This window comes from Streptomyces sp. NPDC002156, assembly GCF_053593675.1.
Genome location: NZ_JBSFDA010000024.1, coordinates 26,694 through 50,200 on the forward strand (window position 1 = coordinate 26,694; position 23,507 = coordinate 50,200).

General features: G+C 70.5%; 26 protein-coding genes and 1 tRNA gene. 7 read left to right on the plus strand and 20 right to left on the minus strand.

What is annotated here, in order from left to right; genetic code table 11:
- Positions 1-30: 30 nt before the first annotated feature.
- The 3 genes from ACWCRB_RS13250 to ACWCRB_RS13260 all read right to left on the minus strand — a co-directional run bounded on the left by ACWCRB_RS13250 (position 31) and on the right by ACWCRB_RS13260 (position 3,891).
- Entirely contained in the window at positions 31-870 is an 840-nt protein-coding gene (locus ACWCRB_RS13250) for a YceI family protein (protein ID WP_450996133.1), read from the minus strand.
- 6 nt (positions 871-876) lie between these two features.
- The gene (locus tag ACWCRB_RS13255; RefSeq protein ID WP_450996134.1) at positions 877-3,360 is read right to left on the minus strand and encodes an MFS transporter; all 2,484 of its coding nucleotides are present in this window, start codon (positions 3,358-3,360) and stop codon (positions 877-879) included.
- A gap of 66 nt (positions 3,361-3,426) precedes the next feature.
- A complete protein-coding gene (locus ACWCRB_RS13260) occupies positions 3,427-3,891 on the minus strand; it encodes a MarR family winged helix-turn-helix transcriptional regulator (protein ID WP_450996135.1) in 465 nt (154 codons plus the stop codon).
- 216 nt (positions 3,892-4,107) lie between these two features.
- Between ACWCRB_RS13260 and ACWCRB_RS13265 the strand changes: the two genes are divergently transcribed.
- Positions 4,108-4,305 (plus strand): hypothetical protein, encoded by a 198-nt coding sequence (locus ACWCRB_RS13265; RefSeq protein WP_369029032.1) that lies wholly within the window; start codon positions 4,108-4,110, stop codon positions 4,303-4,305.
- 301 nt (positions 4,306-4,606) lie between these two features.
- On the opposite strand, the gene ACWCRB_RS13270 is transcribed toward ACWCRB_RS13265, so the two are convergent.
- The 10 genes from ACWCRB_RS13270 to ACWCRB_RS13315 form a co-directional block, all read right to left on the minus strand.
- Positions 4,607-4,846, minus strand: coding sequence for a hypothetical protein (locus tag ACWCRB_RS13270; RefSeq protein WP_450996136.1), 240 nt, complete (start codon positions 4,844-4,846; stop codon positions 4,607-4,609).
- Positions 4,847-5,218: 372 nt separating this feature from the next.
- Positions 5,219-5,965: a hypothetical protein gene (locus tag ACWCRB_RS13275; RefSeq protein WP_450996137.1), complete on the minus strand. Its 747-nt coding sequence runs from the start codon at positions 5,963-5,965 to the stop codon at positions 5,219-5,221.
- Positions 5,966-6,025: 60 nt separating this feature from the next.
- The gene (locus tag ACWCRB_RS13280; RefSeq protein WP_235476933.1) at positions 6,026-6,943 is read right to left on the minus strand and encodes an RNA polymerase sigma factor SigF; all 918 of its coding nucleotides are present in this window, start codon (positions 6,941-6,943) and stop codon (positions 6,026-6,028) included.
- A 335-nt stretch (positions 6,944-7,278) separates the two neighbouring features.
- On the minus strand, positions 7,279-8,160 hold the full coding sequence (locus ACWCRB_RS13285; RefSeq protein WP_369029264.1) for an RNA polymerase sigma factor SigF: 882 nt from the start codon (positions 8,158-8,160) through the stop codon (positions 7,279-7,281).
- Positions 8,161-8,334: 174 nt separating this feature from the next.
- Positions 8,335-8,628, minus strand: coding sequence for a Dabb family protein (locus ACWCRB_RS13290; RefSeq protein ID WP_450996138.1), 294 nt, complete (start codon positions 8,626-8,628; stop codon positions 8,335-8,337).
- Between the two features lie 10 nt (positions 8,629-8,638).
- Complete coding sequence (locus ACWCRB_RS13295; RefSeq protein ID WP_450996139.1) at positions 8,639-8,815, minus strand: hypothetical protein; 177 nt, start codon at positions 8,813-8,815, stop codon at positions 8,639-8,641.
- 84 nt (positions 8,816-8,899) lie between these two features.
- A tRNA-Ser gene (locus tag ACWCRB_RS13300) sits at positions 8,900-8,984 on the minus strand.
- Positions 8,985-9,029: 45 nt separating this feature from the next.
- Positions 9,030-9,458, minus strand: a complete 429-nt coding sequence (gene tadA, locus ACWCRB_RS13305; RefSeq protein WP_450996140.1) for a tRNA adenosine(34) deaminase TadA — start codon at positions 9,456-9,458, stop codon at positions 9,030-9,032.
- Positions 9,459-9,520: 62 nt separating this feature from the next.
- On the minus strand, positions 9,521-10,072 hold the full coding sequence (locus ACWCRB_RS13310; protein WP_450996141.1) for a tRNA adenosine deaminase-associated protein: 552 nt from the start codon (positions 10,070-10,072) through the stop codon (positions 9,521-9,523).
- Between the two features lie 263 nt (positions 10,073-10,335).
- Complete coding sequence (locus ACWCRB_RS13315) at positions 10,336-10,542, minus strand: hypothetical protein (protein ID WP_235476938.1); 207 nt, start codon at positions 10,540-10,542, stop codon at positions 10,336-10,338.
- A 130-nt stretch (positions 10,543-10,672) separates the two neighbouring features.
- Here ACWCRB_RS13315 and upp point away from each other — a divergent pair, with 130 nt between their 5' ends.
- Complete coding sequence (gene upp, locus ACWCRB_RS13320) at positions 10,673-11,308, plus strand: uracil phosphoribosyltransferase (protein ID WP_235476939.1); 636 nt, start codon at positions 10,673-10,675, stop codon at positions 11,306-11,308.
- Between the two features lie 81 nt (positions 11,309-11,389).
- On the opposite strand, the gene ACWCRB_RS13325 is transcribed toward upp, so the two are convergent.
- Together ACWCRB_RS13325 and ACWCRB_RS13330 are read right to left on the minus strand one after the other, a co-directional pair.
- Positions 11,390-12,040, minus strand: coding sequence for a LytR C-terminal domain-containing protein (locus ACWCRB_RS13325; RefSeq protein WP_450996142.1), 651 nt, complete (start codon positions 12,038-12,040; stop codon positions 11,390-11,392).
- Positions 12,041-12,151: 111 nt separating this feature from the next.
- Positions 12,152-12,448: a type II toxin-antitoxin system VapB family antitoxin gene (locus ACWCRB_RS13330; protein WP_003999914.1), complete on the minus strand. Its 297-nt coding sequence runs from the start codon at positions 12,446-12,448 to the stop codon at positions 12,152-12,154.
- Between the two features lie 104 nt (positions 12,449-12,552).
- Here ACWCRB_RS13330 and ACWCRB_RS13335 point away from each other — a divergent pair, with 104 nt between their 5' ends.
- Positions 12,553-14,208 carry a helicase HerA-like domain-containing protein gene (locus ACWCRB_RS13335; RefSeq protein ID WP_450996143.1) on the plus strand — a complete coding sequence of 552 codons (1,656 nt, stop codon included), beginning with the start codon at positions 12,553-12,555 and terminating at the stop codon, positions 14,206-14,208.
- Between the two features lie 28 nt (positions 14,209-14,236).
- On the opposite strand, the gene ACWCRB_RS13340 is transcribed toward ACWCRB_RS13335, so the two are convergent.
- The 4 genes from ACWCRB_RS13340 to ACWCRB_RS13355 all read right to left on the minus strand — a co-directional run bounded on the left by ACWCRB_RS13340 (position 14,237) and on the right by ACWCRB_RS13355 (position 16,179).
- The gene (locus ACWCRB_RS13340; protein WP_268828185.1) at positions 14,237-14,359 is read right to left on the minus strand and encodes a hypothetical protein; all 123 of its coding nucleotides are present in this window, start codon (positions 14,357-14,359) and stop codon (positions 14,237-14,239) included.
- A 53-nt stretch (positions 14,360-14,412) separates the two neighbouring features.
- A complete protein-coding gene (locus tag ACWCRB_RS13345) occupies positions 14,413-14,739 on the minus strand; it encodes a hypothetical protein (RefSeq protein WP_450996144.1) in 327 nt (108 codons plus the stop codon).
- Between the two features lie 64 nt (positions 14,740-14,803).
- Positions 14,804-15,397, minus strand: coding sequence for an HhH-GPD-type base excision DNA repair protein (locus tag ACWCRB_RS13350; protein ID WP_450996145.1), 594 nt, complete (start codon positions 15,395-15,397; stop codon positions 14,804-14,806).
- Positions 15,398-15,441: 44 nt separating this feature from the next.
- A complete protein-coding gene (locus tag ACWCRB_RS13355) occupies positions 15,442-16,179 on the minus strand; it encodes a siderophore-interacting protein (protein ID WP_450996146.1) in 738 nt (245 codons plus the stop codon).
- A gap of 92 nt (positions 16,180-16,271) precedes the next feature.
- Between ACWCRB_RS13355 and ACWCRB_RS13360 the strand changes: the two genes are divergently transcribed.
- From ACWCRB_RS13360 to ACWCRB_RS13375, 4 genes are all read left to right on the plus strand, one after another.
- The gene (locus tag ACWCRB_RS13360; RefSeq protein WP_450996147.1) at positions 16,272-18,944 is read left to right on the plus strand and encodes a GNAT family N-acetyltransferase; all 2,673 of its coding nucleotides are present in this window, start codon (positions 16,272-16,274) and stop codon (positions 18,942-18,944) included.
- A gap of 14 nt (positions 18,945-18,958) precedes the next feature.
- The gene (locus ACWCRB_RS13365) at positions 18,959-19,438 is read left to right on the plus strand and encodes a cupin domain-containing protein (RefSeq protein ID WP_450996172.1); all 480 of its coding nucleotides are present in this window, start codon (positions 18,959-18,961) and stop codon (positions 19,436-19,438) included.
- Positions 19,439-19,443: 5 nt separating this feature from the next.
- Positions 19,444-20,220, plus strand: a complete 777-nt coding sequence (locus ACWCRB_RS13370) for an SDR family NAD(P)-dependent oxidoreductase (protein WP_450996173.1) — start codon at positions 19,444-19,446, stop codon at positions 20,218-20,220.
- Positions 20,221-20,442: 222 nt separating this feature from the next.
- Positions 20,443-22,296, plus strand: coding sequence for a copper resistance CopC/CopD family protein (locus tag ACWCRB_RS13375; protein ID WP_450996174.1), 1,854 nt, complete (start codon positions 20,443-20,445; stop codon positions 22,294-22,296).
- Here the strand turns inward: ACWCRB_RS13375 and ACWCRB_RS13380 are convergent.
- Positions 22,286-23,503 carry an McrC family protein gene (locus ACWCRB_RS13380; RefSeq protein WP_450996148.1) on the minus strand — a complete coding sequence of 406 codons (1,218 nt, stop codon included), beginning with the start codon at positions 23,501-23,503 and terminating at the stop codon, positions 22,286-22,288. The genes ACWCRB_RS13375 and ACWCRB_RS13380 overlap by 11 nt on opposite strands.
- Positions 23,504-23,507: the final 4 nt, after the last annotated feature.

The window sequence follows — 23,507 nt, forward strand, 5'->3', positions numbered from 1 at the left end:
AGCCGCACCGGCCGTGCGCAGCTCAGCACATCACAGGAGCGAGTCCCCCCGCACAGCCTGGATGTCCAGCTCCACCCTCAACGTCGTACCGATCGCCGCGATCCCCGCCCGTACCACCTGGTTGTAGTTCATGGCGAAGTCCTCGCGCCGCAGTTCGGTCGTCGCCCGGAACGCGGCGCGCGTGCCGCCCCAGGGGTCGGCGCCGGTGCCGAGGTAGGCGAGGTCGAGGTCGACGGGCCGTACGACACCGCGCATGCTCAGCTCGCCGTGGACGGTCCAGCGGTCGGTCCCGGCGGCCGGGGTGAGCCCCGTCGAGTGGAACGTGACCTCGGGGTGGGAGTCCACGTCCAGGAAGTCGGGGGACCGCAGATGATCGTCCCGCGTCGAGTTCCCCGTATCGATCGAGGCGGCCGAAATGACCGCCTCCACCCGGGACTTGGCGACCTCGTCCGGGGCGATCTCGATCGTCGCCGTGAATTCCGTGAACCGTCCGTGCACGCTGGAGATGCCCAGGTGCTGGGCGACCGCCCCGACGGACGAGTGGGCCGGGTCGACGGTCCACGCCCCCGGCGGCGGCAGTTCGGCGCCGCCGCCCAGCCGGGCCAGGGTGACCGTCCCGACCTCGGTCCGCCCTCCCCCAGAGGGGGTACCCCCAGCCGTGACGATCGCGCTGGACGCGGTGGGCGCGTACCCGACGGCCGTCACGATCACGGTGTACGCGCCGGGCGCGAGCGGGGTCGCGTCGCGCACGACCCCGTCCGCGTCGGCCCCGGCCCGCAGCACCTGCTGCCCGGTCATGTCGGTCACGGTGACGACGGCGTGCGACACCGCCCACCCGTCCCGAGTGAGAACCCGTGCGTTGAGGCCCATGTCCCGCTACTCCCCGCCCGGGTGGGCGAGTTCGATGTCGTGGCCGTCGGTTCCGTTGCCGGTGACGGTCAGGGCGGTGGCGGCCGGCGGGTAACCGGTCGCGATGACCGTGTACTCGCCGCTGTCCAGATCGGTGAAGGCGTACGCCCCGTCCGCACCGGTCGTCGACGTGCCGACCACGTTGCCCGCCGCGTCGACGAGCGTGACCCGCGCGTCCCCGAGCGGCCCGTGCGGCGCCCGTACGACACCCTGGACGTGCGCCCCGGACGCCAGTTCCACCTCGACCCGGGTGACCCCGGCGCCGCCGACCTCGACGGGCAGCGCCCGCGGCCGGTACCCGGCGGCGTTCACGGCGATCGTCACGACACCCGGCACCAGCTCGGCGAACGTGAACTCGCCCTGCTCACCGGTGCTCCCGGTGGCCAGCACATCCCCGCGCACATCGGTCACGACGACCATCGCGTCCTTGACGGGCGACCCGGACTCGGTGGCCCGCACCAGCCCGCTGAGCCCGCTCGTGCCGCTGAGCAGGATGTCGTACGAGACCGGCTCGCCGTTCACGACGACGGTCGAGGCCTGCGGCTGGAACCCGTCCGCCGAGGCGATCAGGACGTACGAGCCCGTGCCCGGCGCGTCCAGCGCGTAGCCGCCGTCGCCCTGCGCGACCGCGCGGCCCAGCTGACGTCCGGAGAGGGAGATCAGCGTGACGGCGGCCTGTGCAACGGGCGCGCTCTCGGCACCGCGCACGTGACCCCGTACGGGAATCCCCCCAGGGGCGGGCTCCTCGACGGCCTCGACAGCGACCGTGGCGACGGCGGCGGGCACCTTCTCCATCGCCGCAGCGGTCTCCGCAACCGGAGTGGGAGCAGAACCGCTCTCCTCCGCGGCCAGCGCCAACGCGCCCTTCGTCCGCAACGGGACCTCCTTGATGAAGACGGAGAAGACGAGCGCGAGGAGGGCGGCCGGGGCGGCGTAGAGGAAGACGTCGCCGATGCCGTGGCCGTACGCGCCCTCGATGACCGTGCGCAGCGGCGCGGGCAGGGAGTCGAGGTCGGGGATGGTGTTGGAGGTCGAACCGGAGAGCGCCGAGGCGTACTTCGGGTCGAGGGTGGCCAGGCCGTCCTTGAGGTGGTCGGCGATCCGGTGACTGAGGACCGCGCCCAGCGCGGAGACGCCGATCGCGCCGCCGAGGGAGCGGAAGAAGGTGACCACCGAGCTGGCGACGCCCAGGTCGGAGGGGGAGACCTGGTTCTGGGTGCAGAGCACGAGGTTCTGCATCATCATGCCGACGCCGAGGCCGAGCAGGGCCATGTAGATGGCGACGTGCCAGTAGGCGGTGTCGTAGCGCAGGGTGCCGAGCAGGCCGAGACCGGCCGTCACCAGCACACCGCCGGCGAGCAGCCAGGCCTTCCAGCGTCCCGTACGGGTGATGACCTGGCCGGAGACGGTGGAGGCGACGAACAGGCCGCCGATCATCGGGATCGTCATGACGCCGGACATGGTCGGCGACTTGTCGCGGGCCAGCTGGAAGTACTGGCTGAAGAAGATGGTGCCCGCGAACATCGCGACGCCGACGAAGAGCGAGGCGAGGGAGGCGAGGGTGATCGTGCGGTTGCGGAAGAGGCGCAGCGGGATGATCGGCTCGCTGGCCTTCGACTCGACGAGGACGAAGATCCCGAGCAGGGCGACCGTGCCGCCGAGCATCGCGCCGGTCTGCCAGGACATCCAGTCGTACTTGTCACCGGCGAAGGTCACCCAGACGAGCAGGAGGCAGACGGCCGCGGTGATGAAGAAGGCGCCGAACCAGTCGACCTTGGCCTGACGCTTGACGACGGGCAGGTGGAGCGTCCGCTGGAGCACGATGAGCGCTATGACGGCGAAGGGGACGCCGACGTAGAAGCACCAGCGCCAGCCGAGCCAGCTGGTGTCGGTGATGACACCGCCGATCAGTGGGCCGCCGACCATCGCGGTCGCGAAGGTGGCGCCGAGGTAGCCGTTGTAGCGTCCGCGCTCACGCGGGGAGATCATCGCGGCGAGGATGATCTGGGCGAGGGCGGACAGACCGCCCATGCCGATGCCCTGCACGGCACGGAAGCCGATGAGCATGGCGGCGTTCTGGGAGAGACCGGCGGCGGCCGACCCGAGCACGAAGATGACGAGCGCGAGCTGGATCAGCAGCTTCTTGGAGAAGAGGTCGGCGAGCTTGCCCCACAGCGGGGTGGACGCGGTCATCGCGAGCAGCGACGCGGTCACGACCCAGGTGTAGGCGTTCTGGCCGCCGCCGAGGTCCTTGATGATGTCGGGCAGGGCGTTGGAGACGATCGTCGACGACAGGATCGCGACGAACATGCCGAGCAGCAGTCCGGTCAGCGCTTCCATGATCTGCCGGTGCGACATCGGCGCGCCGTCGGCGGAGCCGTGGGAGACCTGGGAGCCTCCCCCGTGCCTGGCGTGAGCCGCCCGCACACCGGCCGGTGTGGTGGTTGCCATTGAGCTTCCTTGTCTGTTTCCGCGCGTGTACGTCTTCTGCGTGTACGTCTTCGAGGCGTACGTCTGCTACGTGTGCTGCGTCGTCTGGTGGGCGTGGGCGTGGGAGTGGGCGCCGAAGCTGTCCCGGAGCCGCGCCATGAGCCGGACGAGCTGTCCGACCTCCTCGTCGCTCCAGTCGGCGAGCCGGTGGGCGAGCAGTTCGGTGGTCCGCCGCGACAGCTCGCCGATCTGCGCGTGCCCCGAAGAGGTCAGCCGCAGAATGCGGGAGCGCTTGTCGGCGGGGTCGGGGAGCCGTTCGATCCAGCCGCGTCCGGCGACGTGGGCGACATGGCGGCTGGTCACGGACATGTCGACGGCGAGCAGCTCGGCGAGCCGGCTCATCCGCATGTCCCCGTGCCGGTCGAGCAGCGTCAGCACGGCGGCGGAACCGCCGGGACACTCGGGCGGCATGATCCGCCCCAACTCCCGCTTCACGGCCCCGAAGGCACTGAACTGACGCACCAACTCCTCGTACTGCGCCTGCTCTGCCATCACACCCCCTGAAGTCCGCGTCTGAAGTCCGTCTCTTTATTTGTTGCTTGGGGCAACCATAAGAACGATTGGTTGCTACAGGCAAATGAAATGGGGAGGAGGTGGACTAAAAACTTGGCAAAGGCAAGTATTGGCGAACGTAAACGCGCAGGTGGGAGCGGTGAGGGAGGGGCCCCACTTGGGTGAGCCCCGCCAGGTTCGCTAGGGTCTCCCACCATGGCCAACACCCAGGGCCCCGAGGGCAACTACGACCCCGCGGGCAGCACCCAGATGTTCCGAGCGTTCGTCGACGAAACCCCCCAGGGCGGCAGCCGCCAGGCCCCGGCCCCGGCGGGCCCCCGCATCGGCCTGATCATCGGCGTGGTCGTCGCCGTGGCGGTCGTCGCCGCGGTGGCTTGGCTGGCGCTGAAGTAAGGAAGGGCGGGGCGACTTCCTCGCGCGGGACAGCGACGTCCCGCGCTTTGTCGTGTCTGCGGGTCGGTCGGGTCCTTCAGTCCGCCAGGGCGGGGGCGGTCCGTGATCGGCCGGCTGGTCTGTCGGCTCGGTGGCACGGGCAGTCGCAACGGTCGCAACAGGGGCGGCCCGGTGGGGGACTGCCAGGGCAGGCGGTGTTCGACCGTTCCGGAGCACTGCCCGTGCAGGTCCGCGTGCTCGGCGTGGAGTGAGGCCACCTCGCAGGGCGGCTGTAGCTGACGCGGGGTGTGGCCCCGGCCGGTCATCGCTCCTCCGGGGTGTCGTACGCGCCGATCGCATCGTCCGGGTCGAGGTCGAGGTCGAGGTCGAGGTCGAGTTCGGTGGCGCCGGCCTCGGGCAACCGGGCGCCCCGGCTGTCCGCGACGCGTTTCACGTCCCGCAGGGACTCGCTCATCCGGGCCAGCGTGAACCGGAGTTGGTCTGCGGTGACCCTGTCGTCGTCGAGCAGATCGGCGGCATGGTCGAGGAGTTCCCCCGCCATGCCGAGTTGTACGGCCTCGATGCCGTCCGCTACGCGCCACAGATAGCCGGTTCAGTCGCTGAACCTTGCTGCTACGTGCGAATAGCGCCAAGACGGGCCTGAGGTGGCTGTCTTGTGCGAATCGCCTACGGCACGAAGGAACAGCTGCAGCTGCACGAGAAGGCCGCCGACATCGCAAGCGAGCGGCACAGGTCCCGCAGGTCGGCGATGGCAGGAAGCTGGCGGGCTACGTCATAGACAGTCGCGGGCTCATCCAACCGGATGCCTCTGACATCATCCGTCCCTTTGCCAGGCGTCAGGCTCAGTTGCAATTCCGGCGCCAGGCAGGGCGACGCACGACAGTTGAATGCGCGAGCCGGCCGGTGTCGCCCCCTACGCCCACTCCACCCCGACCACCCGCGTCTCCACCCGCATCCCCCAAGGCACGCGCCACTCCTCCACGCACACCGTCCAGGACTCTTCCCTCGTCGCCCCCGGCTGGATCGGCACAGGCAGCGCCACCTTCGACTCGATCGTCGCCCAGTCGATGCCGAGCAGGTCGATGATGTGCGTGCCGAAGGTCACCGTGCCCGAACGGACCGGCGTGCCACCGGTGTTGTGGAAGGCGAGCGTCACCTTCTCGCACCAGCGTTTGTCCGTGGGCGTGAGGACGGGCGCGCTCGTGGTCAGACGGGCGGGACCGACGGGCGGCGACGATTCCGGTGTTGGTACCGGTGTTGGTGTTGGTGTCTGCGCCGGTTCGGAGGGCGCGGGCATGGCCGACGGGGAACTCGTGCCCGTACGGGTGGAGTTGCCGCTCGGTTCTCCAGGAGTGGGCGATCCGGGGCCGGTTGGGCCTGTTGCCGATGCGCGCGGCCGACTCTCCTGTGCCGAGGGAGACTTGGGCGGCGCGGATTCCCGCTCCGGTCCCTCCAGCGGTACGAACGTCACCTCCCCGGTGGGAGCGACCGCCGTACCGCCGCTCGCCGGGCGCTCGACCGCAACGTACCCCTCGCCCTGTCCGTCACCGCCCCCGCACGCCACCAACAGCCCTGCCAGGGTGCAGGTCGCGATGGCCGCCGAGGTGGTCAGGGCGATGGTGCCCCGGCGGTCATGCGTCGTACGGGTCGGGCGAAGCATCGCGACATCGTCGCTGATGCTCCGTCAGAAGTGAACCCCAAGTGCCCGACTCAACGAGCCTCAGTCCGAGATCAGGCCCTCGCGCAGCTGGGACAGGGTCCGGGTCAGCAGGCGGGACACGTGCATCTGGGAGATGCCGACCTCCTCGCCGATCTGCGACTGGGTCATGTTGGCGAAGAAGCGCAGCATGATGATCCGGCGCTCGCGCGGCGGGAGTTTGGCCAGCAGCGGCTTGAGGGACTCGCGGTACTCCACGCCCTCCAGCGCCGTGTCCTCGTAGCCGAGGCGGTCCGCCAGGGAGCCCTCGCCGCCGTCGTCCTCCGGGGCCGGGGAGTCCAGGGACGAGGCCGTGTACGCGTTGCCGACCGCGAGGCCGTCGACGACGTCCTCCTCGGACACGCCCAGGACCGCGGCGAGTTCGGTGACCGTCGGCGAGCGGTCCAGCTTCTGGGCGAGTTCGTCGCTGGCCTTGGTGAGGGCCAGGCGCAGTTCCTGGAGGCGGCGCGGGACCCGGACGGACCACGAGGTGTCGCGGAAGAACCGCTTGATCTCGCCCACGACCGTCGGCATCGCGAACGTCGGGAACTCGACGCCGCGTTCGCAGTCGAAGCGGTCGATCGCCTTGATCAGGCCGATGGTGCCGACCTGGACGATGTCCTCCATCGGCTCGTTGCGGGAGCGGAAGCGGGCCGCCGCGTACCGCACGAGGGGGAGATTCAGCTCGATGAGGGTGTCCCGGACGTACGCACGCTCGGGGCTGTTCTCGTCGAGGGCGGCGAGCCGCAGGAACAGGGAACGGGACAGGGTGCGGGTGTCGATGGCTCCCGTGGCCGGCGGAGCCGGCGGGAGGGCCGGGACGGCCGGGGCTGCCTCTGCCTCGACCTCCACTACGAGGGCCGGGACGTCGTGAAGCTCGGCGGGCGCCGACTCGCTCTTCGTGAGCGTGAGCACCTTCGAGCTGCCCTGGTCTGCGGACATGCCACCCCCTTTGGGTCGCGGACGGTCGCGGCGGACGCTCCCGTCTGAGGAACGCAGCCTTCACCTGAATACCGGAGCCGAAGCCACGGCAAACGCTCTTCCGGCAGAATGTCACATGTCGGCAACACGCTGTAGTGACATGTCGACATGTAAGACACGAATCAGCCCTGGAAAGAGGGGGTCTGACGGTTTTTCACCCCAGAACCGCGAGGAAGTACGCCACTGGGCGATTCGCTCTCCCAGGTGACGTCTCGATCCTGTGTCCGGTTCTCCCCGGACCGCCCCCGTGGTGACTCGTGTGACTCCTGCGGCGACGCCCGCAGCCACTCCCGCGACTACGCCTCGATGCGGTTCGCCGAACGCAGTCGCGCGAAGCTGCGGGCCAGCAGCCGGGACACATGCATCTGGGAGACGCCCAGTTCCGCGCTGATCTGCGACTGGGTGAGGTTGCTGTAGTAACGCAGCAAAAGGATCCGCTGCTCGCGCTCGGGGAGTTGGACCAGGAGATGGCGGACCAGATCGCGGTGCTCCACGCCGTCCAGCGCCGGGTCCTCGTAGCCGAGCCGGTCGACCAGACCGGGCAGGCCGTCGCCCTCCTGGGCCGCCTCCAGCGAGGTTGCGTGGTACGAGCGGCCCGCCTCGATGCAGGAGAGCACGTCGTCCTCGCTGATCCGCAGCCGCTCGGCGATCTCGGCGGTCGTCGGGGTACGCCCGAACGCGGTCGTCAGATCCTCGGTCGCGCCGTTGACCTGCACCCACAACTCGTGCAGCCGGCGCGGTACGTGGACCGTGCGGACGTTGTCCCGGAAGTACCGCTTGATCTCGCCGATGACCGTCGGCATCGCGAACGTCGGGAACTGCACACCCCGGTCCGGGTCGAACCGGTCGATGGCGTTGATCAGCCCGATGGTGCCGACCTGGACGACGTCCTCCATCGGCTCGTTGCGGGAGCGGAAGCGGGCGGCCGCGTAGCGCACGAGCGGGAGGTTCGCCTCGATGAGCGCCCCTCGCACGCGGTTGTGCTCCGGCGTACCCGGGTCCAGGACCTTGAGCTGGCCGAAGAGCACCTGGGTGAGCGCTCGGGTGTCCGCGCCGCGGCTCCGCGGTGGGGCGGGCTCCTGGGGAGCGACCTCCAGGGGAGTGGCCTCCTGTGGCGCGGTCTGCTGTGGTGCGGCTTCCTGGGGTGGCGCAGTACTGGCCGACACGGTCAACGCCACCTCTTCATCGGTCAACTCTTCATCGGTCAACTCATCCGTCAAAAGCGGTCATAGCATCACAAGACATGTGCACTGTGTGCAAGCACCCCATAACACCGTGTTGAGTAAGGTTTGGTGCATAAGGCGCGAAAAGGCCCCACACCGTTCCGGTGCGGGGCCAGTTGCGTGCTCGGCCTAGAACTCGTAGTCGGCGATCACCCACGTGGCGAACTCGCGCCACTGTGCCGCGGCCGCCTGGTGGGCCGGGTGCTCCAGGTACCGCTTGAGCGCGTCCGTGTCGTCGACCGCCGAGTTGATCGCGAAGTCGTAGGCGATGGGGCGGTCGGTGATGTTCCAGGCGCACTCCCAGAAGCGGAGTTCGTCGATCTGCCCGGACAGGGCGCGGAAGGCCTCGACACCTGCCACGACCCGCGGTTCGTCGCGCTGGACGCCCTCGTTGAGCTTGAAGAGGACCAGATGGCGGATCACATGTACTCCTCTACTTGGCGCCGTCGGCGATCCAGGTCATGAAGTCCCCTATGGCACTGGCCGCGTTCGAGACTCCCTCGAACGCCATCTCGACGTATTCGGCCGCCTTCTGCGGGTCCGTGATGATCACGTACAGCACGAAGACCACGAGCACATAGACGGCGATCTTCTTCGAATTCACCGCCACCGCGGCCTCCCCTCAGACCAGACCAGACCACACCCGACTGATGTCGCACGAAGGGCCCCGCCGTCCGGCGAGGCCCTTCTACAGCGGTAGCGGAGGGATTTGAACCCTCGGTGACTTGCGCCACACTCGCTTTCGAGGCGAGCTCCTTCGGCCGCTCGGACACGCTACCGAGACAGACCTTACAGCACGGTGCGGCGTGCTCCGAAATCCGTTTTTAGTTCCGGAAGAAGTCGGTCAGGAGGCGCGCGCAGTCGTCCGCGAGGACGCCGCCGATCACCTCGGGGCGGTGGTTGAGGCGGCGGTCGCGGACGACGTCCCAGAGGGAGCCGGCCGCGCCCGCCTTCTCGTCGCGGGCGCCGTAGACGACCCGGTCGACCCGGGACTGCACGAGGGCGCCCGCGCACATCGTGCAGGGCTCCAGCGTCACGACGAGCGTGCAGCCGGACAGCCGCCACTCACCGAGGTCGGCCGCGGCCCGCCGGATCGCGAGGACCTCGGCGTGCGCGGTCGGATCGCCCGTCGCCTCGCGCTCGTTGTGCCCGGTCGCGAGGACGGTCGTACCGTCGGCGGCCAGGACGACGGCACCGACGGGGACGTCACCGCCGAGGACGGCCCGCCCGGCCTCGGCCATGGCGAGCCGCATCGCGGCCCGCCATGGATCACGTACGGGGTCGGGCGCCCCCTCGACGGTCAGGCCCTGTTCGTTCAGCGCACCGTCTCCAGGACCTCCGACGCTCCGAGGGCCTCGGCGATCGCGCTCAGCGCGTCGTCGGCGTCCAGGGCGCGCAGTTCCTTCTCGCCGACGCCGAGGTCGTCGAGGATCTCGGTGTCGCCGACGGGGCCGTGCGGCACCGCCTCGGCGGAGGTGCCGGCCTCGTCGTCATCGTCGGATTCGGCGTCCGGATCGCTGTCCGATTCACCGTCCTCGGTGCCGTCGAGGTCGAGGGCGTCCAGATCTGTATCGAGGTCGTCCGGATCGCGGCCGAGCAGCTCGGCCGTGAGCAGGATCTCGCCGTACGAGCTACGGGCAGCGGCGGCGGCGTCCGAGACGTAGATCCGGGGGTCGTCCTCGCCGTCGACGCGGACGACGCCGAACCAGGCGTCCTCCTGCTCGATGAGCACCAGCACCGTGTCGTCCTCGGGGGAGGCTTCACGGGCCAGTTCGGCCAGGTCCGACAGCGTTTCCACATCGTCGAGTTCTGTGTCGCTCGCTTCCCACCCGTCTTCGGTGCGCGCGAGCAGTGCGGCGAAGTACACCGTGACTCTCCCACTGGTCCTAGGCGTGCCGGTTGGGGGTCCCCCCGGCGGAGGCTTTGGGTGGGGAATGCTGTGCGCCGAGCCCCACCCACTCGGAATCGTGGCAGAAACGGAGCGTTCAGGGGACGTCTTCGGCACCCTGTGTCCGGCTCTTTTGATCGCTTGTCGGCCGAGCCCTTCACCAGCGCTCTCGTTGCCGCCACCAGCGGATCGTAACCGGCTTCCCTGGCCGCCCCCGCACGGCCACCCCTTCAACGCGCCTACTACCAGCGGAACGTACGCATGCGCATGGCGTGGCGGAGGCGGGCGGTCTTGGCGCGGCGGGGCTGGACACGGTCGCGCAACTCGCGCGCCTCGGTCAGCTCGCGCAGGAAGACGGCCCGGCGCCGACGCCGCTCGGCCTCGGTCTCCGACGATTTCTGTTCCCGGTCCTCCCGGGCGGGTTCCCGGTTCGGTTCACGGTCAGGCACAGGCAGACACCCCCAGTCCGTCCCCCCTGGTCCATCCCTCCCACTTTCCCTCCGTCGGGCGGTTTGATGCCAGCGGAAGGGTGATCGGGGAGCCGAGCCCCCGCGCAGGACCACGGCTACTGTTAGGGCCATGCGTCTTCACGTCGTCGACCACCCTCTGGTCGCTCACAAGCTCACCACGCTGCGCGACCAGCGCACCGACTCCGCGACCTTCCGCCGTCTCGCAGACGAGCTGGTCACCCTGCTCGCCTACGAGGCCACGCGCGACGTGCGTACCGAACAGGTCGACATCACGACGCCGGTCGCCTCGACCACGGGCGTCAAGCTGTCCCACCCGCGCCCGCTGGTCGTGCCGATCCTGCGGGCCGGCCTCGGCATGCTGGACGGCATGGTCCGGCTGCTACCGACCGCCGAGGTGGGCTTCATGGGCATGGTGCGCGACGAGGAGACGCTCCAGGCGTCCACGTACGCCACCCGGATGCCGGAGGACCTCTCGGGCCGCCAGGTGTACGTCCTCGACCCGATGCTCGCCACCGGCGGCACCCTGGTCGCGGCGATCCAGGAGCTGATCAAGCGCGGCGCCGACGACGTGACGGCCGTGGTCCTGCTGGCCGCCCCGGAGGGCGTCGAGATCATGGAACGCGAGCTGGCAGGCACCCCGGTGACAGTCGTGACGGCCTCGGTCGACGAGCGCCTCAACGAACACGGCTACATCGTCCCGGGCCTGGGAGACGCGGGAGACCGCCTCTACGGCGCGGCTGAGTAGGCGCGCCCCTTTAGGAGCGCGGGGAACTGCGCGACCAGCCACGACGGCGCCGCAGCCGAACAACGCACATCGCGGGATCGTTCAGCAACCCTTAGGCGTGCCGGACGGCACCGGCGCAGGCCTGGCCAGCGCAGCCAATGCCTGGTCAGCCTCCTGCTTATTGGTCAGCGCCGTGAACTTCGTCCCGATGAGCAGGTCGACCTCGGTGGCCGACGCCCGCGCGTCGGTCTTCACCTGCGCCCCGGCCAGCTGCGTGCCGAGCACGGGCAGCGCGGCCTGGGCGGCCGACTTCGCGCCGAGCACCATTCCGGCGCCGGCGATCTTCTTGTCGTAGGCCTTGGTCGCGTTGCCGACGTCGCCGATACGGAAGCCGCGCTTCCGCAGCTCGTCCGCCGCCTGTTTGGCGAGGCCGCTGCGGGGCGTGGCGTTCAGGACGTTGACGGTGATCTGGCCGGGCTTGGGCAGCGCTCTGGCGGCCGTCGTCGCCGAGGGCGAGGGGCTCGCCTTGGAGGCGCAGTCCGACTTGGGGCCCGCTGCCGTGGCCTTGCTGCCGCCGCCCGTGAAGACGTCGATGAGCTGCAAGGTGCCCCAGCCGATCAGGCCGAGGGCGGCGACGGAGGCCACGAGTCCGAGCACGAGTCTGCGGCGTCCCCGGGGTCGGCGCATCCGCGGGTACTTGTCCCCCGTGATGCGGTACTGGCCGCCCATTCCGGGGGGAGTCAGCATGCTCATGGGCGCAGCGTAGTGCGCCTTGGCGGTGATGCCTACTAAATGATCATTGACCTGGCCCGGGTAGTACCCGAAAGGGCCAATAAGGCCAGTGAAAGAGGGTGGGGACGGACGTCAGTCCAGTTCCAGCACGCGTGCGTGCAGCACCTGGCGTTGCTGGAGGGCCGCCCGGACCGCGCGGTGCAGACCGTCTTCCAGATACAGGTCGCCCTGCCACTTCACGACATGCGCGAAGAGGTCGCCGTAGAACGTGGAGTCCTCGGCGAGCAGGGTTTCCAGGTCGAGCTGGCCCTTGGTCGTCACGAGCTGATCGAGGCGGACCGGGCGCGGCGCGACGTCCGCCCACTGCCGGGTGCTTTCCCGGCCGTGGTCGGGGTACGGCCGGCCGTTTCCGATGCGCTTGAAGATCACACGGAAAGCCTACCGGTCCAGACGTTCCGGGCGCAGCCATGGAGACGGAGTGCGACGCTGGAAAAGATGCCGTAAAGCGGGGCAAACCGGAACAGGGGTCTGACATGAGCGACCGCGAGACCGCGCCATCGGCCACCGCAGGGACCGCCGCGGAGTCTTTGCCACCGGCAAACGCGCCCGGATCACCACCCCGCGCGCCGGGGAGCGCTCCCGCACTCCCCCAGCAGGCCCTGGAGATTGCTTCCGGATACGCCTTCACCGGCCCGGCGCTCGATCTGGGCGCCCTGATCTGGGACGGGACCTGCCTCCCGGACGCCCAGATCCGCATCCCCCTCCCCATGCTCAACCGGCACGGTCTGGTCGCGGGGGCCACCGGAACCGGCAAGACCAAGACGCTCCAACTGGTCGCGGAACAGCTCAGCGCCCAAGGTGTGCCCGTTTTCCTGGCCGATGTGAAGGGCGACGTCTCCGGGATCTCGGCGCCGGGGGAGATGAACGACCGGGTTCGGGCCCGTTCCGCCGAGGTGCACCAGCGGTGGACGGCGACCGGATTCCCCGCCGAGTTCTACGCCCTCGGTGGCATCGGCCACGGCATCCCGGTCCGCGCCACCATCACCAGCTTCGGCCCGGTGCTGCTCTCCAAGGTCCTCCAGCTCAACCAGACCCAGGAGCAGTCGCTCGGCCTGATCTTCCACTACGCCGACCAGAAGGGCCTTGAGCTGCTCGACCTCAAGGACCTGAGAGCGGTCGTCGCCTTCCTCACCTCCGACGAGGCCAAGGCCGAGCTGAAGAACATCGGCGGCCTATCGACGGCCACGGCCGGGGTGATCCTGCGTTCCCTCACCGCCTTCGAGGCGCAGGGCATGGCGGACTTCTTCGGCGAGCCCGAGTTCGACACGGCCGAGCTGCTGCGCACGGCGCCGGACGGCCGGGGCCTGATCTCGCTCCTCGAACTGCCCGCCGTACAGGACCGGCCGCAGCTGTTCTCGACCTTCCTGATGTGGCTGCTGGCCGACCTCTTCCACGACCTCCCGGAGGTCGGCGACGCCGACAAGCCGAAGCTCGTCTTCTTCTTCGACGAGGCGCATCTGCTCTTCAACGACGCGTCGAAGGCATTCCTGGACGCGATCACACAGACCGTCCGGCTCATTCGCTCGAAGGGGGTGGGCATCTTCTTCGTGACGCAGACGCCGCGAGACGTCCCCTCCGACGTCCTCGCCCAGCTCGGCAACCGCGTCCAGCACGCGCTGCGCGCCTTCACCCCGGACGACCAGAAGGCCCTCAAGGCCACGGTGAAGACGTTCCCGAACTCGCCGTACGACCTGGAGGAACTGCTCACCGGCCTCGGCACGGGCGAGGCGGTGGTCACCGTACTGAGCGAGAAGGGCGCCCCGACGCCGGTCGCCGCGACCCGTCTGCGCGCCCCCGAGTCGCTGATGGGCCCGGTCGAGGCCACCGTTCTCGACGAGGCGGTCAGGTCCTCGCAGCTGTACGCACGTTACGCACAGGCTGTGGACAGAGAGTCGGCGTACGAGAAGCTGACGGCCGCCCAGTCCTCCGGGGGTGCCAAGGGCCCGGACGAGATGAAGCCCACGAAGCCCAAGGAGGCCAAGACACCTAGGGCTCCCAAGGAGGACCCCTCCGTCGTCCAACAGGTGGTGGGCAGCGGCATGTTCAAGTCGCTCGCCCGTTCCGTGGGCACCCAGATCGGGCGGGAGATCACCCGCTCCCTCTTCGGGACGGCACGGCGGAGGCGGTAGCCACCAGGGTCCCGCCCCCGCCGCCCGGTCAGCGGCCCGGCTCCTTCGCGGGCTGCTCCGGCTTGGCCTCCTTGACCTGCGGTTTCGGTGCGTTGCGTACGGCCTCGGCGCGCAGCAGGGCGCGCAGGACCGCGTAGGGGTCGATCGCCATGGGGGTTGTTCCTTGTCCCGTTGACTGACAGATGGACCGGGGAGCCGGTTCTGTCAGCAGCGCAGGACCACCGAGCGCGGGGCGCGCGGCGAAGGAGCGGCGGGAGGCGTGCGGGTCGGCAGGGGCCGGGCGGTGGGACCCGCGATCGGGACGGGTACGGGCCGCAGTGGTACGACGGAACGGCCGGTGCCCCGTGTCACCGGCCGTAGCACGGTGTCCAGGACGTCGTACTCGAAGACCGCCGAGCCGCTCTCGGCCGCCGCCACAGAGGCGGGCACCGTCTGCGCGCCCGCGTGCCCGCCCGGCATGGACAGGGCGAGCAGCAGGACGAACGCCCGCAGCCAAGCACGCCGACGGGCTTGCGATGCGACGGTGCTCACGGGGTTTGTCTCCCGTGCGGAGTACGTCGTTCATCACATCGGCGGGGAGAACCGCCCGCTTGGCCTACTTGCCGGCGGCCTTCGCTGCCTTGGCCGCCGCCTTCATCTCCTGCTTGTGGGCGCGCACCTTGGTCAGGGACTCGGGGCCGGTGATGTCGGCGACGGAGCGGAAGGACTTCGGTTCGCCGTAGGCGCCCGCCGCCTCGCGCCAGCCCTTGGGCTGGACGCCGAGCTGCTTGCCGAGGAGGGCCAGGAAGATCTGGGCCTTCTGCTTGCCGAAGCCGGGCAGGTCGGTGAGGCGCTTCAGCAGCTCCGGCCCGGTCGCCGCGTCCCGCCAGACGCCCTCGGCGTCACCGTCGTAGTGCTCGACGAGGTACTGACAGAGCTGCTGGATGCGCTTGGCCATCGAGCCCGGGTAGCGGTGCACGGCCGGCTTGTCGGAGAGGAGCGCGGCGAAGGCCTCGGGGTCGTACGCCGCGATCTCGTGCGCGTCGAGATCGTCGGCGCCGAGGCGCTGCGCGATTGTCGCCGGCCCTTTGAACGCCCACTCCATCGGCACCTGCTGATCAAGCAGCATGCCGGTCAGCGCGGCGAGCGGGCTGCGGCCGAGAAGCGCGTCGGCCTCGGGGTCCTGGGCGAGGTGGAGAGTGACGTCCATGGTCCGATCATGCCCCGATCGCGGCCGGGTTGCGCGGTTGCCCGCTACGGCCGCCAGTACCCCAGCCCGTGCACCCGCTGCTTCGGCAGCCCCGCCTCCTTGCGGAAGTAGCTCGTCAGGGCCCGGGTCGTGGCCGTGTCGCAGGCGATCCAGACGTACGGGTCGGCGCTGTGCCGGAGGAGGTCGGGGAAGGCCGCGCGGACCTCGGCGACCAGGTGGGCGCCCGCGTCCCGGCGGGGGACCGGGCGGATGTCGTGGTGGTCGGCCGTGGTGCGGAAGGGGTAGCTGTCGGCGCCGTGGTCCGACTCGAACCAGATCGTCGCCGGGGCCGAACCCAGGGTGTCGAGGAGGGAGTTGAGCGCGGGCAGCGAGGCCGGATCGCCTATCGCGAAGACGTGCGAGGGTTCCGGCTGGGGCCGCGTGAAGCCGGTTCCCTGGACCGTCGCCTCGATGGTGTCACCGGGCTTCGCCGCCCGCGCCCAGTCGCTGGCGCATCCTTCGTGGAGCGCGAATTCGAGGCTGAACGTGCCCGGCTCGGGGTCCGGGTCGACCAGCGTGTACGCCCGCTGGTGCGGCTTGCCCGCGTTGTCGAACCACAGCCGGACCCACATCGTGGGGTGGACGCCGGTGGCGGCGAGCATGCCGCCGTCGGTGAGGTGGAGGCGCCGGTAGCGCGGGGAGACGTCCTCGGCGCCCGTCACGGTGAACACGAAGTCCTTGCCGCGGAAGAGCTTCAGGACCGCGCCCTCCCAGCCGTGCCCCTGCCGCTGCCCCTGTGCCATGGCTTTTTCACCCCTCGCGTACGATTCCACCACAACTTACTTAGGTAAGGCTAACCTAAAGCACAGTTTCAGGCGCCAGTGAGGACACGGATATGGCCACCGAGATCTACCGCGACGCCTGGGGGATCCCGCACCTGCGTGCGGGCGACGCGTATGAACTCGCCCGTGGCCAGGGCCGCGTCACTGCCCTCGACCGGGCCTGGCAGCTGGAGGTCGAGCGTCACCGCGCGCAGGGCACCTCGGCCGCGTTCCTCGGCGCCGAGGCCGTCGGCTGGGACGTGTTCGCCAGACGCGCCCGCCTCGACGACACCGCGAGACGCTGCTACGCCGCCCTGGAGAGACGTGACCCCGAAACCGCCGCCTGGGTACGGGCGTACGCGGATGGCGTGAACGAGGGGTTGGAGGAAGGGGGCGCCACCGCGCCCGAGTTCGCCGCGACCGGGCTCGCCCCCGGCCGCTGGGAGCCCTGGACCCCGCTCGGGATCTGGCTCGCCACGCACATCCTGTTCTCCGGGTTTCCGGCCAAGCTCTGGCGGGAGCAGGTCGTGCGGCACCTCGGCGCCGACGCCATCGGCCTGTTCGCCACCGACGGTCCCGGTACCTCCGGCAGCAACGGCTGGGTGGTCAGCGGTGAACGGTCGGTCACCGGGCTGCCGTTGCTCGCGGGCGATCCGCACCGGTACATCGAGGATCCCGGGGTCTATCAGCAAGTGCGGCTGTCCTGCCCGGAGTTCGACGTCGTCGGGCTGGCCGTCCCTGGCGTCCCCGGCATCGCCCACTTCGGGCACACCGGCACGGTCGCCTGGGCCATCACCAACGCCATGGCCGACTACCAGGATCTGTATGTGGAGCGAATTCGCCGTACGGGGGCGGGAGTTGAGGCCCTCGATCCGGATGGGGAGTGGCGGCCCGCCGATGTGCGGGTAGAGGTCGTCGAGGTCGCGGGCGGGGAGTCCGTCGAGGTGGAGGTGATCGAGACCGGGCGGGGGCCGGTGGTGATCGGCAGCGCCGACGATGATGATGCAGAAACGATTAGTCTGCGCTACCCGCCCCGCGTCACCGGCGACCTCGGCTTCTCCGCTCTCCTCCCTCTCCTCCGCTCCCGTCGCGTCGCCGACATCGACCGTGCCCTCGATCTCTGGGCCGAGCCCGTCAACGTCGTCCAGGCCGCCGACACCGAGGGCGGGCTGCTGCACCGGGTCGCCGGGCACGTCCCCGTACGCGCCGAGGCCAACCGGACCCGGCTCGTGCCGGCTTGGGAGCCCGGGCACGAGTGGCACGGCCGGCACGAGACGCCGTACGGCACCGTCGACGACGGTCTCGCCGTCATGGCCAACCAGCGCGGCCCCGCGACCCCCCTCGGCGTCGAGTTCGCGCCGCCGCACCGGGCGGACCGTATCCGCGCTCTGTTGGAGGAGAAGGACCAGTGGTCGGCGGGCGACCTGCCCGTCCTCCACATGGACACCCACCTTGCCTCCGCCGCGCCGCTCCTCGATCTCCTTGCCGGACTGGACGGACTGACCCCGCACGAGGACGCCCTCCGCGGCCAACTCCTGCGCTGGGACCGCCGGATGGACGCCGACAGCACGGAGGCGGCGACCTACGCGGCCCTGCGTTCCGCCGTCGTACGCCGCCTCGCCGCCCACCCCGCCTTCGCCGCACTGGCCGTTCCGCCCGCGTACCCGGAGGTCTTCCTCCCCTGGCTCGCCCTGCTCCCCCGGATCGGCTTCGCGCTCGAAGGGCTCCTGCGGGCGCGGGAGTTGTACGGGATCGATCGTGCCGCCCTGGTGAGAGAAGCCGTCGCCGAGGTGGCCGCCGACCCGGGCTCCGGCTCCGAGACCTGGGGCGAGCGGCACCGGCTGGTCCCCTGGCGGGCGCTCGGCAGCACCTCGTACGACGAACCGGGGCTCTCCGGAGACCACGACTGCGTGCTCTGCACCTCCGCCGTTCCCGGGCTCACCGATCTCAGCGCGCGGGGGCCCGCCGCGAGGTACGTCTGGGATCTGGCCCGGCGTGAGGACAGTCTGTGGGTGGTGCCCTTCGGGGCCTCCGGGGTTCCGGGCTCCGACCATCACCGCGATCAACTGCCCCTGTGGACAAGGGGGGACCTCGTCCCGGTCGTCACCGACTGGGCGCGGCTCACAAGGGAGTACCCGCCGGTTTCTTCGTACGGGGGTCGCGTGGCCGTTCATGAGCAGGTGGTCGACGGGTTCGGTACCGTGCGCGTGCTGCGGCTCGACCCCCTCGCCGATGCCGGGGTCGTGCACGGCTGGGTGAGTGAGCCGCGGGCCGGGTTCTGGGGGATGAGCGGGCTGAGCGAGGAGCAAGTCGCCGAGATCTACCGTCACTTGGACACCCTCGACACCCATCACGCCTATCTGCTGGTCAAGGACGGTACGGCGGTCGGGCTGCTCCAGACCTATGAGCCCGAGGCCGACCGGGTGAGCGAGTGCTACACCGTCGAGCCCGGCGACATCGGCGTCCATCTGCTGCTCGCGCCCGCCGGGGCGGAGGGCCGGCGGGCAGGGTGGTCGGCCGCGCTGATGGGGGTGCTGGCGGAGTACGTGCTGGTCGGGCTCGGGCGGCGGCGGATCGTGGTCGACCCCGATGTGGGGAACGAGAAGGCTGTCGCCCGGTTTCTTCGGCAGGGGTTCGTCGCCGGGCCCGTTGTCGTGCTGCCCGAGATCGACCTGCCGGACGTGTATCTGCCCGAGAAGCGCGCCCAACTGGCGTTTCTTCCCTGGGAGGTAGCTTTTCCCGGGTGACTCCAGAGAACCCGGTGAACCCCGACGACCTGATCGCCCACTACGGCCTGGAGCCGATCCCGCGTGAGGGCGGGCTGTTCCGGCGTACCTGGGCGGGGCCCGAGCGGGCCGACGGGCGGCCGGAGGGCTCGGCGATCGTCGCGCTGCTGACCTCCGCGCCCGACGACTTCTCCGCGCTGCACCGGCTGCCCTCGGACGAGATCTGGCACTTCTACCTCGGCGATCCGTTGGAGATGCTGCTTCTGGCGGCGGACGGCACCTCCCGGACGGTGGTGCTCGGGCCCGGTGTCCTGGACGGGCAGGAGATCCAGGTGACCGTGCCCGCCGGTACCTGGATGGGGGCGCGGGTCGTCGAGGGCGGGGCCTGGACGTTCTTCGGGTGCACGATGGCGCCCGGGTTCACCTACGAGGGCTACGACCACGGCGACGGTGCCGAGCTGGCCGCGCGTTATCCGGCCGAGGCGGCTCGTGTCCGGGCACTGTGTCGGCCATGAGAGACATGAACCTTCTGGCAGGCCAGGTCGCCCTTGTCACCGGGGCCGGTGGTGGGATCGGGCGCGGGATCGCGTTGCGGTTCGCGGCGGAGGGGGCCGCCGTCGCCGTGCACTGCCGGACGTCGGACGAGGGTGAGCGGGACGTGGTCGCGCGGATCGGGGCGTCGGGCGGGCGGGCCGTCGTACTGCGGGGTGATCTCAGCGACGAGGACGAGTGCCGGCGGGTCGTGCGGGAGGCCGCCGAGTGGGGTGGCGGGCGGCTGGACGCGCTGGTCAACAACGCGGGTGTGCAGCCGGTCCAGGAGCTGGCCGGGATGACGGTCGCGGACTGGCGGGCGGTCGTCGACACGAACGTTCTGAGTGTGTTCGCCTGTACGCAGGCCGCGGCGGAGGTCATGCGCGGGAATGACGGTGGGGGGAGCGGTGGCGGGAGTGTTACGCACATCGCGTCCATCGAGGCCGCGCATCCGGCGGCCGGGCATGCGCATTACTGCGCTTCCAAGGCGGCCGTGGTGATGCATGCCCGCTCGGCGGCGCTCGAATACGGGCGGTACGGCGTCCGCGTCAACACCGTCTCGCCCGGGCTCGTCGACCGGGAGGGGCTGGCGGACGACTGGCCGGACGGGGTGCGGCGCTGGCAACAGGCGGTGCCCGTAGGAAGGTTGGGGCGGGCCGAGGACATCGGGGACGCGTGCGTGTTCCTCGCCTCGGGGCTGGCGTCCTGGGTCAGCGGGCACGACCTGGTCGTGGACGGAGGGATGTCCGCGCGTCCCACGTGGTGAAGGCCACGGCGAATCCCGTGTCGGCCCGGTGAGCGGGGCGTCAGGATCGTCCGTACGTATACGAGAGCCGGATTGTCCCGGAGACGGAGAAGGTACGTGGGCCGACTACGGAACGAAGGGCGCGATGACCGACGAGCCGCAGGAGGCGAGCACCCAGGGACCGACGGGTTCAACAGAGGCGGAATCCGGGGGACCCGGGGCGCCCGGGGACTTCAAAGGGTGGTGCTGCTGGGCACCATGCTGGTCCTGTTCGTCCTCGTCGGCGGGGCGGGTACCGCGTCCGCGCATGCCGCTCTCCGAGACAGCGACCCCCGTGACGGAAGCGTCCTCGACTCCGCGCCCCGACAGGTCACCCTGAGCTTCACCGAGTCCGTCGGTCTGCTCGACGACTCCTTCCGTGTCTTCGACCCCGACAGCCGACGCGTCAGCACCGGCGAGGCCGAGCATGTGAAGGGGAGTTCCGACGCGGTGCGCGTGAGCCTGCCCGAGGGGCTCGGCGAGGGCACGTTCACCGTGGCCTGGCGGGTCGTCTCGGCGGACAGCCACCCCATCTCGGGCGCCTTCACCTTCTCCATCGGCGAGCCCTCTGCCACCCCGGCCACGATCGACACCGGTCCCGTCGAGAACGCGGCCACCAGCGCCCTCTACGACATCGTCCGCTATCTGGCGTACGCGGCCCTGGCGCTGCTCGTCGGCACGGTCGTGTTCGTTCTGTTCTGCCGGCCGGCCGGCACGGACCCCCTGCGCAAACTGGTCCTGACGGGCTGGTGGACCCTCCTCGTGTCCAGCGTCGCCCTGCTCCTGCTGCGCGGCCCGTACGAGGCGGGCACCGCCCCGGCCACCGCCTTCGACCTGTCGACCCTGGAACGCACCGCGACCAGCAGGCCGGGCCTGGCACTCCTGGCCCGGATCGTCCTGCTGGCGGCAACGGCCGTACTGCTGACGGTGGTTGTACGTCGACGGCAACGTGACGGGGACAGCGGCAAACCGGTCCTCCTCGCTGCCGGGGGCGTGCTCGCCGTCGGTCTCACGCTGACCTGGGCCGCCGCCGAACACGCGTCGGCCGGTATCCAGGTGCCGGTCGCGATGGCGTCCTCGGTGCTGCATCTGCTCGCCATGGCGGCCTGGCTCGGCGGCCTCGCGGCCCTGCTCACCAGCCTCCAGGCGGCGGAGCCGCTTCCGACGTCCACCGTCGCCCGCTTCTCCCAACTCGCCTTCGTCTCCGTGACCGTCCTGACCGTCACCGGCGTCTACCAGTCCTGGCGCGGGCTGGGCTCCTGGGACGCGTTCACAGGTACGTCGTACGGGCGCATCCTGATCGCCAAGCTGTGCGCGGTGGTGTTCCTGCTGGTGGCGGCCGGGTTCTCGCGCCGCTGGACGGGGCAGTTGCTGGTGCCGGAGGCGGCGGAGGCGGCGGAGGTCGCCGAGGTCGCCGAGGCGAAGGTCGTGGAACGGGTGCCCGAGACGGTCGGTGCTCGGGTGACTTCGTCCGGCGGCGACGGTGACAGCGACGCCGCTGACGATGACGTACCTCCGGACAGCTCCTCGCCCTCCTCACCTTCCTCTCCCTCCTCCGACTCCTACCGTCGTCGGCTCCGGCGTTCCGTGCTGGTCGAAGTGGCCGTCGGGATCGCGGTGTTGGTGATCACGACGATCCTCACGGCCACCCTGCCGGGCCGGGCCGCCGCCGAGGCGGCGGAGGCCGCCCAGGACGCGCCCGCGCCCGGGGTGATCAGCGCGTCCACGACGACGATCCCCTTCGACGTCGGTACGCCGGGCGGGCACGGCAAGGTGCAGGTCACCCTCGAACCGGCCCGGGTCGGCGAGAACAGCGTGCAGGCCGTGGTGTTCGGGCCCGACGACGGTTTCGCGATCGTCCCCGAACTCCGGATCTCCTTCTCCCTCCCCAGCAAGGACATCGGCCCGCTCAATGCCGAGGTCACCGACCTGGGCGGCTACTGGGGCACCAACACCCTTCAGCTGCCGATCGCCGGCACCTGGACCATGAAGGTGACGATCCGGACCTCGGACGTGGATCAGGTGAGCGTGTCCCGGAAGGTGAAGATCAGTCCCTGACCTGGGCGAGGTGGTCGGTGAGGGTGGTGACCGACGTGAGGATCTCGGCCGGTGGCCGGGCCAGGTCCACCGCGTGCGTGGTGACGGTGATGCCGGCGTTGCGGATCGGGTGGGGGACGGGGGCGTCGCCGCGCTGGGCCGCGTACACGAGGTGGCCGTGCGGGAGGGCCAATGCCGTGCAGTAGCTGAGCAGTTGGTACATGTGCTCGTGGGGCGGCGGTGCGGCGCCGAGGTCGATGTACTTGGCGTCCACGACGGTCAGCGGGCGTCCGGCGCGGTAGAGGACCAGGTCGGGGCGGATCCGGACGCGGGAGCCCACGTCCAAGTGGTGGCGCCGGTCCTGAGGTCGGACCCGTATCCGGTACGGGACCAGGGCGGCGGTCAGGGTGTCCGTGAGGAACCGCTCGAAGACCCGGGCCAGGTCGAGGACGAAGCCGTCGGTCGTCACCGGGGTGGGGCTGTCGTGCGGCGAGATGCCGCGGTCGGTGAGGATCAGCTCCGCCAGACGCAGGGCGGGCGCGTAACGGGAGTTGAGGCGGGTCGGCGTCCAGGTGGGCAGCGGGGTGCCCGGGCGCAGGGGCGTGACCTCGGGGAGGCGTCCGGCCAGGTGGCGCAGGGTGCGGCGGGCCGTGTCCGTGACTCCGGGCAGGCGTTCCAGGCGGTGCAGCGCGGCCAGCAGGACGCGGTTCTCCGCGATGTCGGCCGTGAAGTCGTCGTAGCGGACGGCCACGGGGAGCGGCAGTCCCGTCCGGCGCAGCTGGTCGGCGGTGCGGATCCGGCCGCGTACGACGGGGAGTTCGTCGTCGGTGACGCGGTAGCCGTGCAGGACGCCGGGGTCGAGGGCGCGGCGGGCGGCACGGGCGTAGGCGTCGGCGAGGGCGGGGAGCAGGGCGTCGTCGGACGCCGACGCGGTGACCGGCTGGTCCTGCCAGGGGGTGCCCGGGGCGTGGGTGAGGAGGAACAGCAGCTGGGAGACGGGGAGTTTGGGCCGGATACGGAGTTCGACGGTGCCGTCGCCGCGTCCGAGCCGGATCAGACCGACGCGCTGCCGGCCGGAGACACGCCAGCGTCCGCCGGGGCCGGGTGCCGGGGTGAGCCGGACGAGGTCCGTGCGATTGGCGAGGGTGGCGACCTGGGCGGGGCGCAGGGCGACCAGGACACCCCGGCCGGTCTCGGTGAGGGAGATGTGGTCGGTCGTGACGGCCACCGGG

Bases quoted from the DNA above. Each gene is read 5' to 3' on its own strand.
- ACWCRB_RS13255 (WP_450996134.1), bottom strand. From the start codon at position 3,360: ATGGCAACCACCACACCGGCCGGTGTGCGGGCGGCTCACGCCAGGCAC.
- ACWCRB_RS13350 (WP_450996145.1), bottom strand. From the start codon at position 15,397: ATGGACGTCACTCTCCACCTCGCCCAGGACCCCGAGGCCGACGCGCTT.
- ACWCRB_RS13370 (WP_450996173.1), top strand. From the start codon at position 19,444: ATGAACCTTCTGGCAGGCCAGGTCGCCCTTGTCACCGGGGCCGGTGGT.
- ACWCRB_RS13360 (WP_450996147.1), top strand. From the start codon at position 16,272: ATGGCCACCGAGATCTACCGCGACGCCTGGGGGATCCCGCACCTGCGT.
- ACWCRB_RS13355 (WP_450996146.1), bottom strand. From the start codon at position 16,179: ATGGCACAGGGGCAGCGGCAGGGGCACGGCTGGGAGGGCGCGGTCCTG.
- ACWCRB_RS13270 (WP_450996136.1), bottom strand. From the start codon at position 4,846: ATGGCGGGGGAACTCCTCGACCATGCCGCCGATCTGCTCGACGACGAC.
- ACWCRB_RS13250 (WP_450996133.1), bottom strand. From the start codon at position 870: ATGGGCCTCAACGCACGGGTTCTCACTCGGGACGGGTGGGCGGTGTCG.
- ACWCRB_RS13340 (WP_268828185.1), bottom strand. From the start codon at position 14,359: ATGGCGATCGACCCCTACGCGGTCCTGCGCGCCCTGCTGCGCGCCGAG.
- ACWCRB_RS13275 (WP_450996137.1), bottom strand. From the start codon at position 5,965: ATGCTTCGCCCGACCCGTACGACGCATGACCGCCGGGGCACCATCGCC.
- ACWCRB_RS13335 (WP_450996143.1), top strand. From the start codon at position 12,553: ATGAGCGACCGCGAGACCGCGCCATCGGCCACCGCAGGGACCGCCGCG.
- tadA (WP_450996140.1), bottom strand. From the start codon at position 9,458: ATGCGGCTCGCCATGGCCGAGGCCGGGCGGGCCGTCCTCGGCGGTGAC.
- upp (WP_235476939.1), top strand. From the start codon at position 10,673: ATGCGTCTTCACGTCGTCGACCACCCTCTGGTCGCTCACAAGCTCACC.
- ACWCRB_RS13265 (WP_369029032.1), top strand. From the start codon at position 4,108: ATGGCCAACACCCAGGGCCCCGAGGGCAACTACGACCCCGCGGGCAGC.
- ACWCRB_RS13325 (WP_450996142.1), bottom strand. From the start codon at position 12,040: ATGAGCATGCTGACTCCCCCCGGAATGGGCGGCCAGTACCGCATCACG.
- ACWCRB_RS13280 (WP_235476933.1), bottom strand. From the start codon at position 6,943: ATGTCCGCAGACCAGGGCAGCTCGAAGGTGCTCACGCTCACGAAGAGC.
- ACWCRB_RS13260 (WP_450996135.1), bottom strand. From the start codon at position 3,891: ATGGCAGAGCAGGCGCAGTACGAGGAGTTGGTGCGTCAGTTCAGTGCC.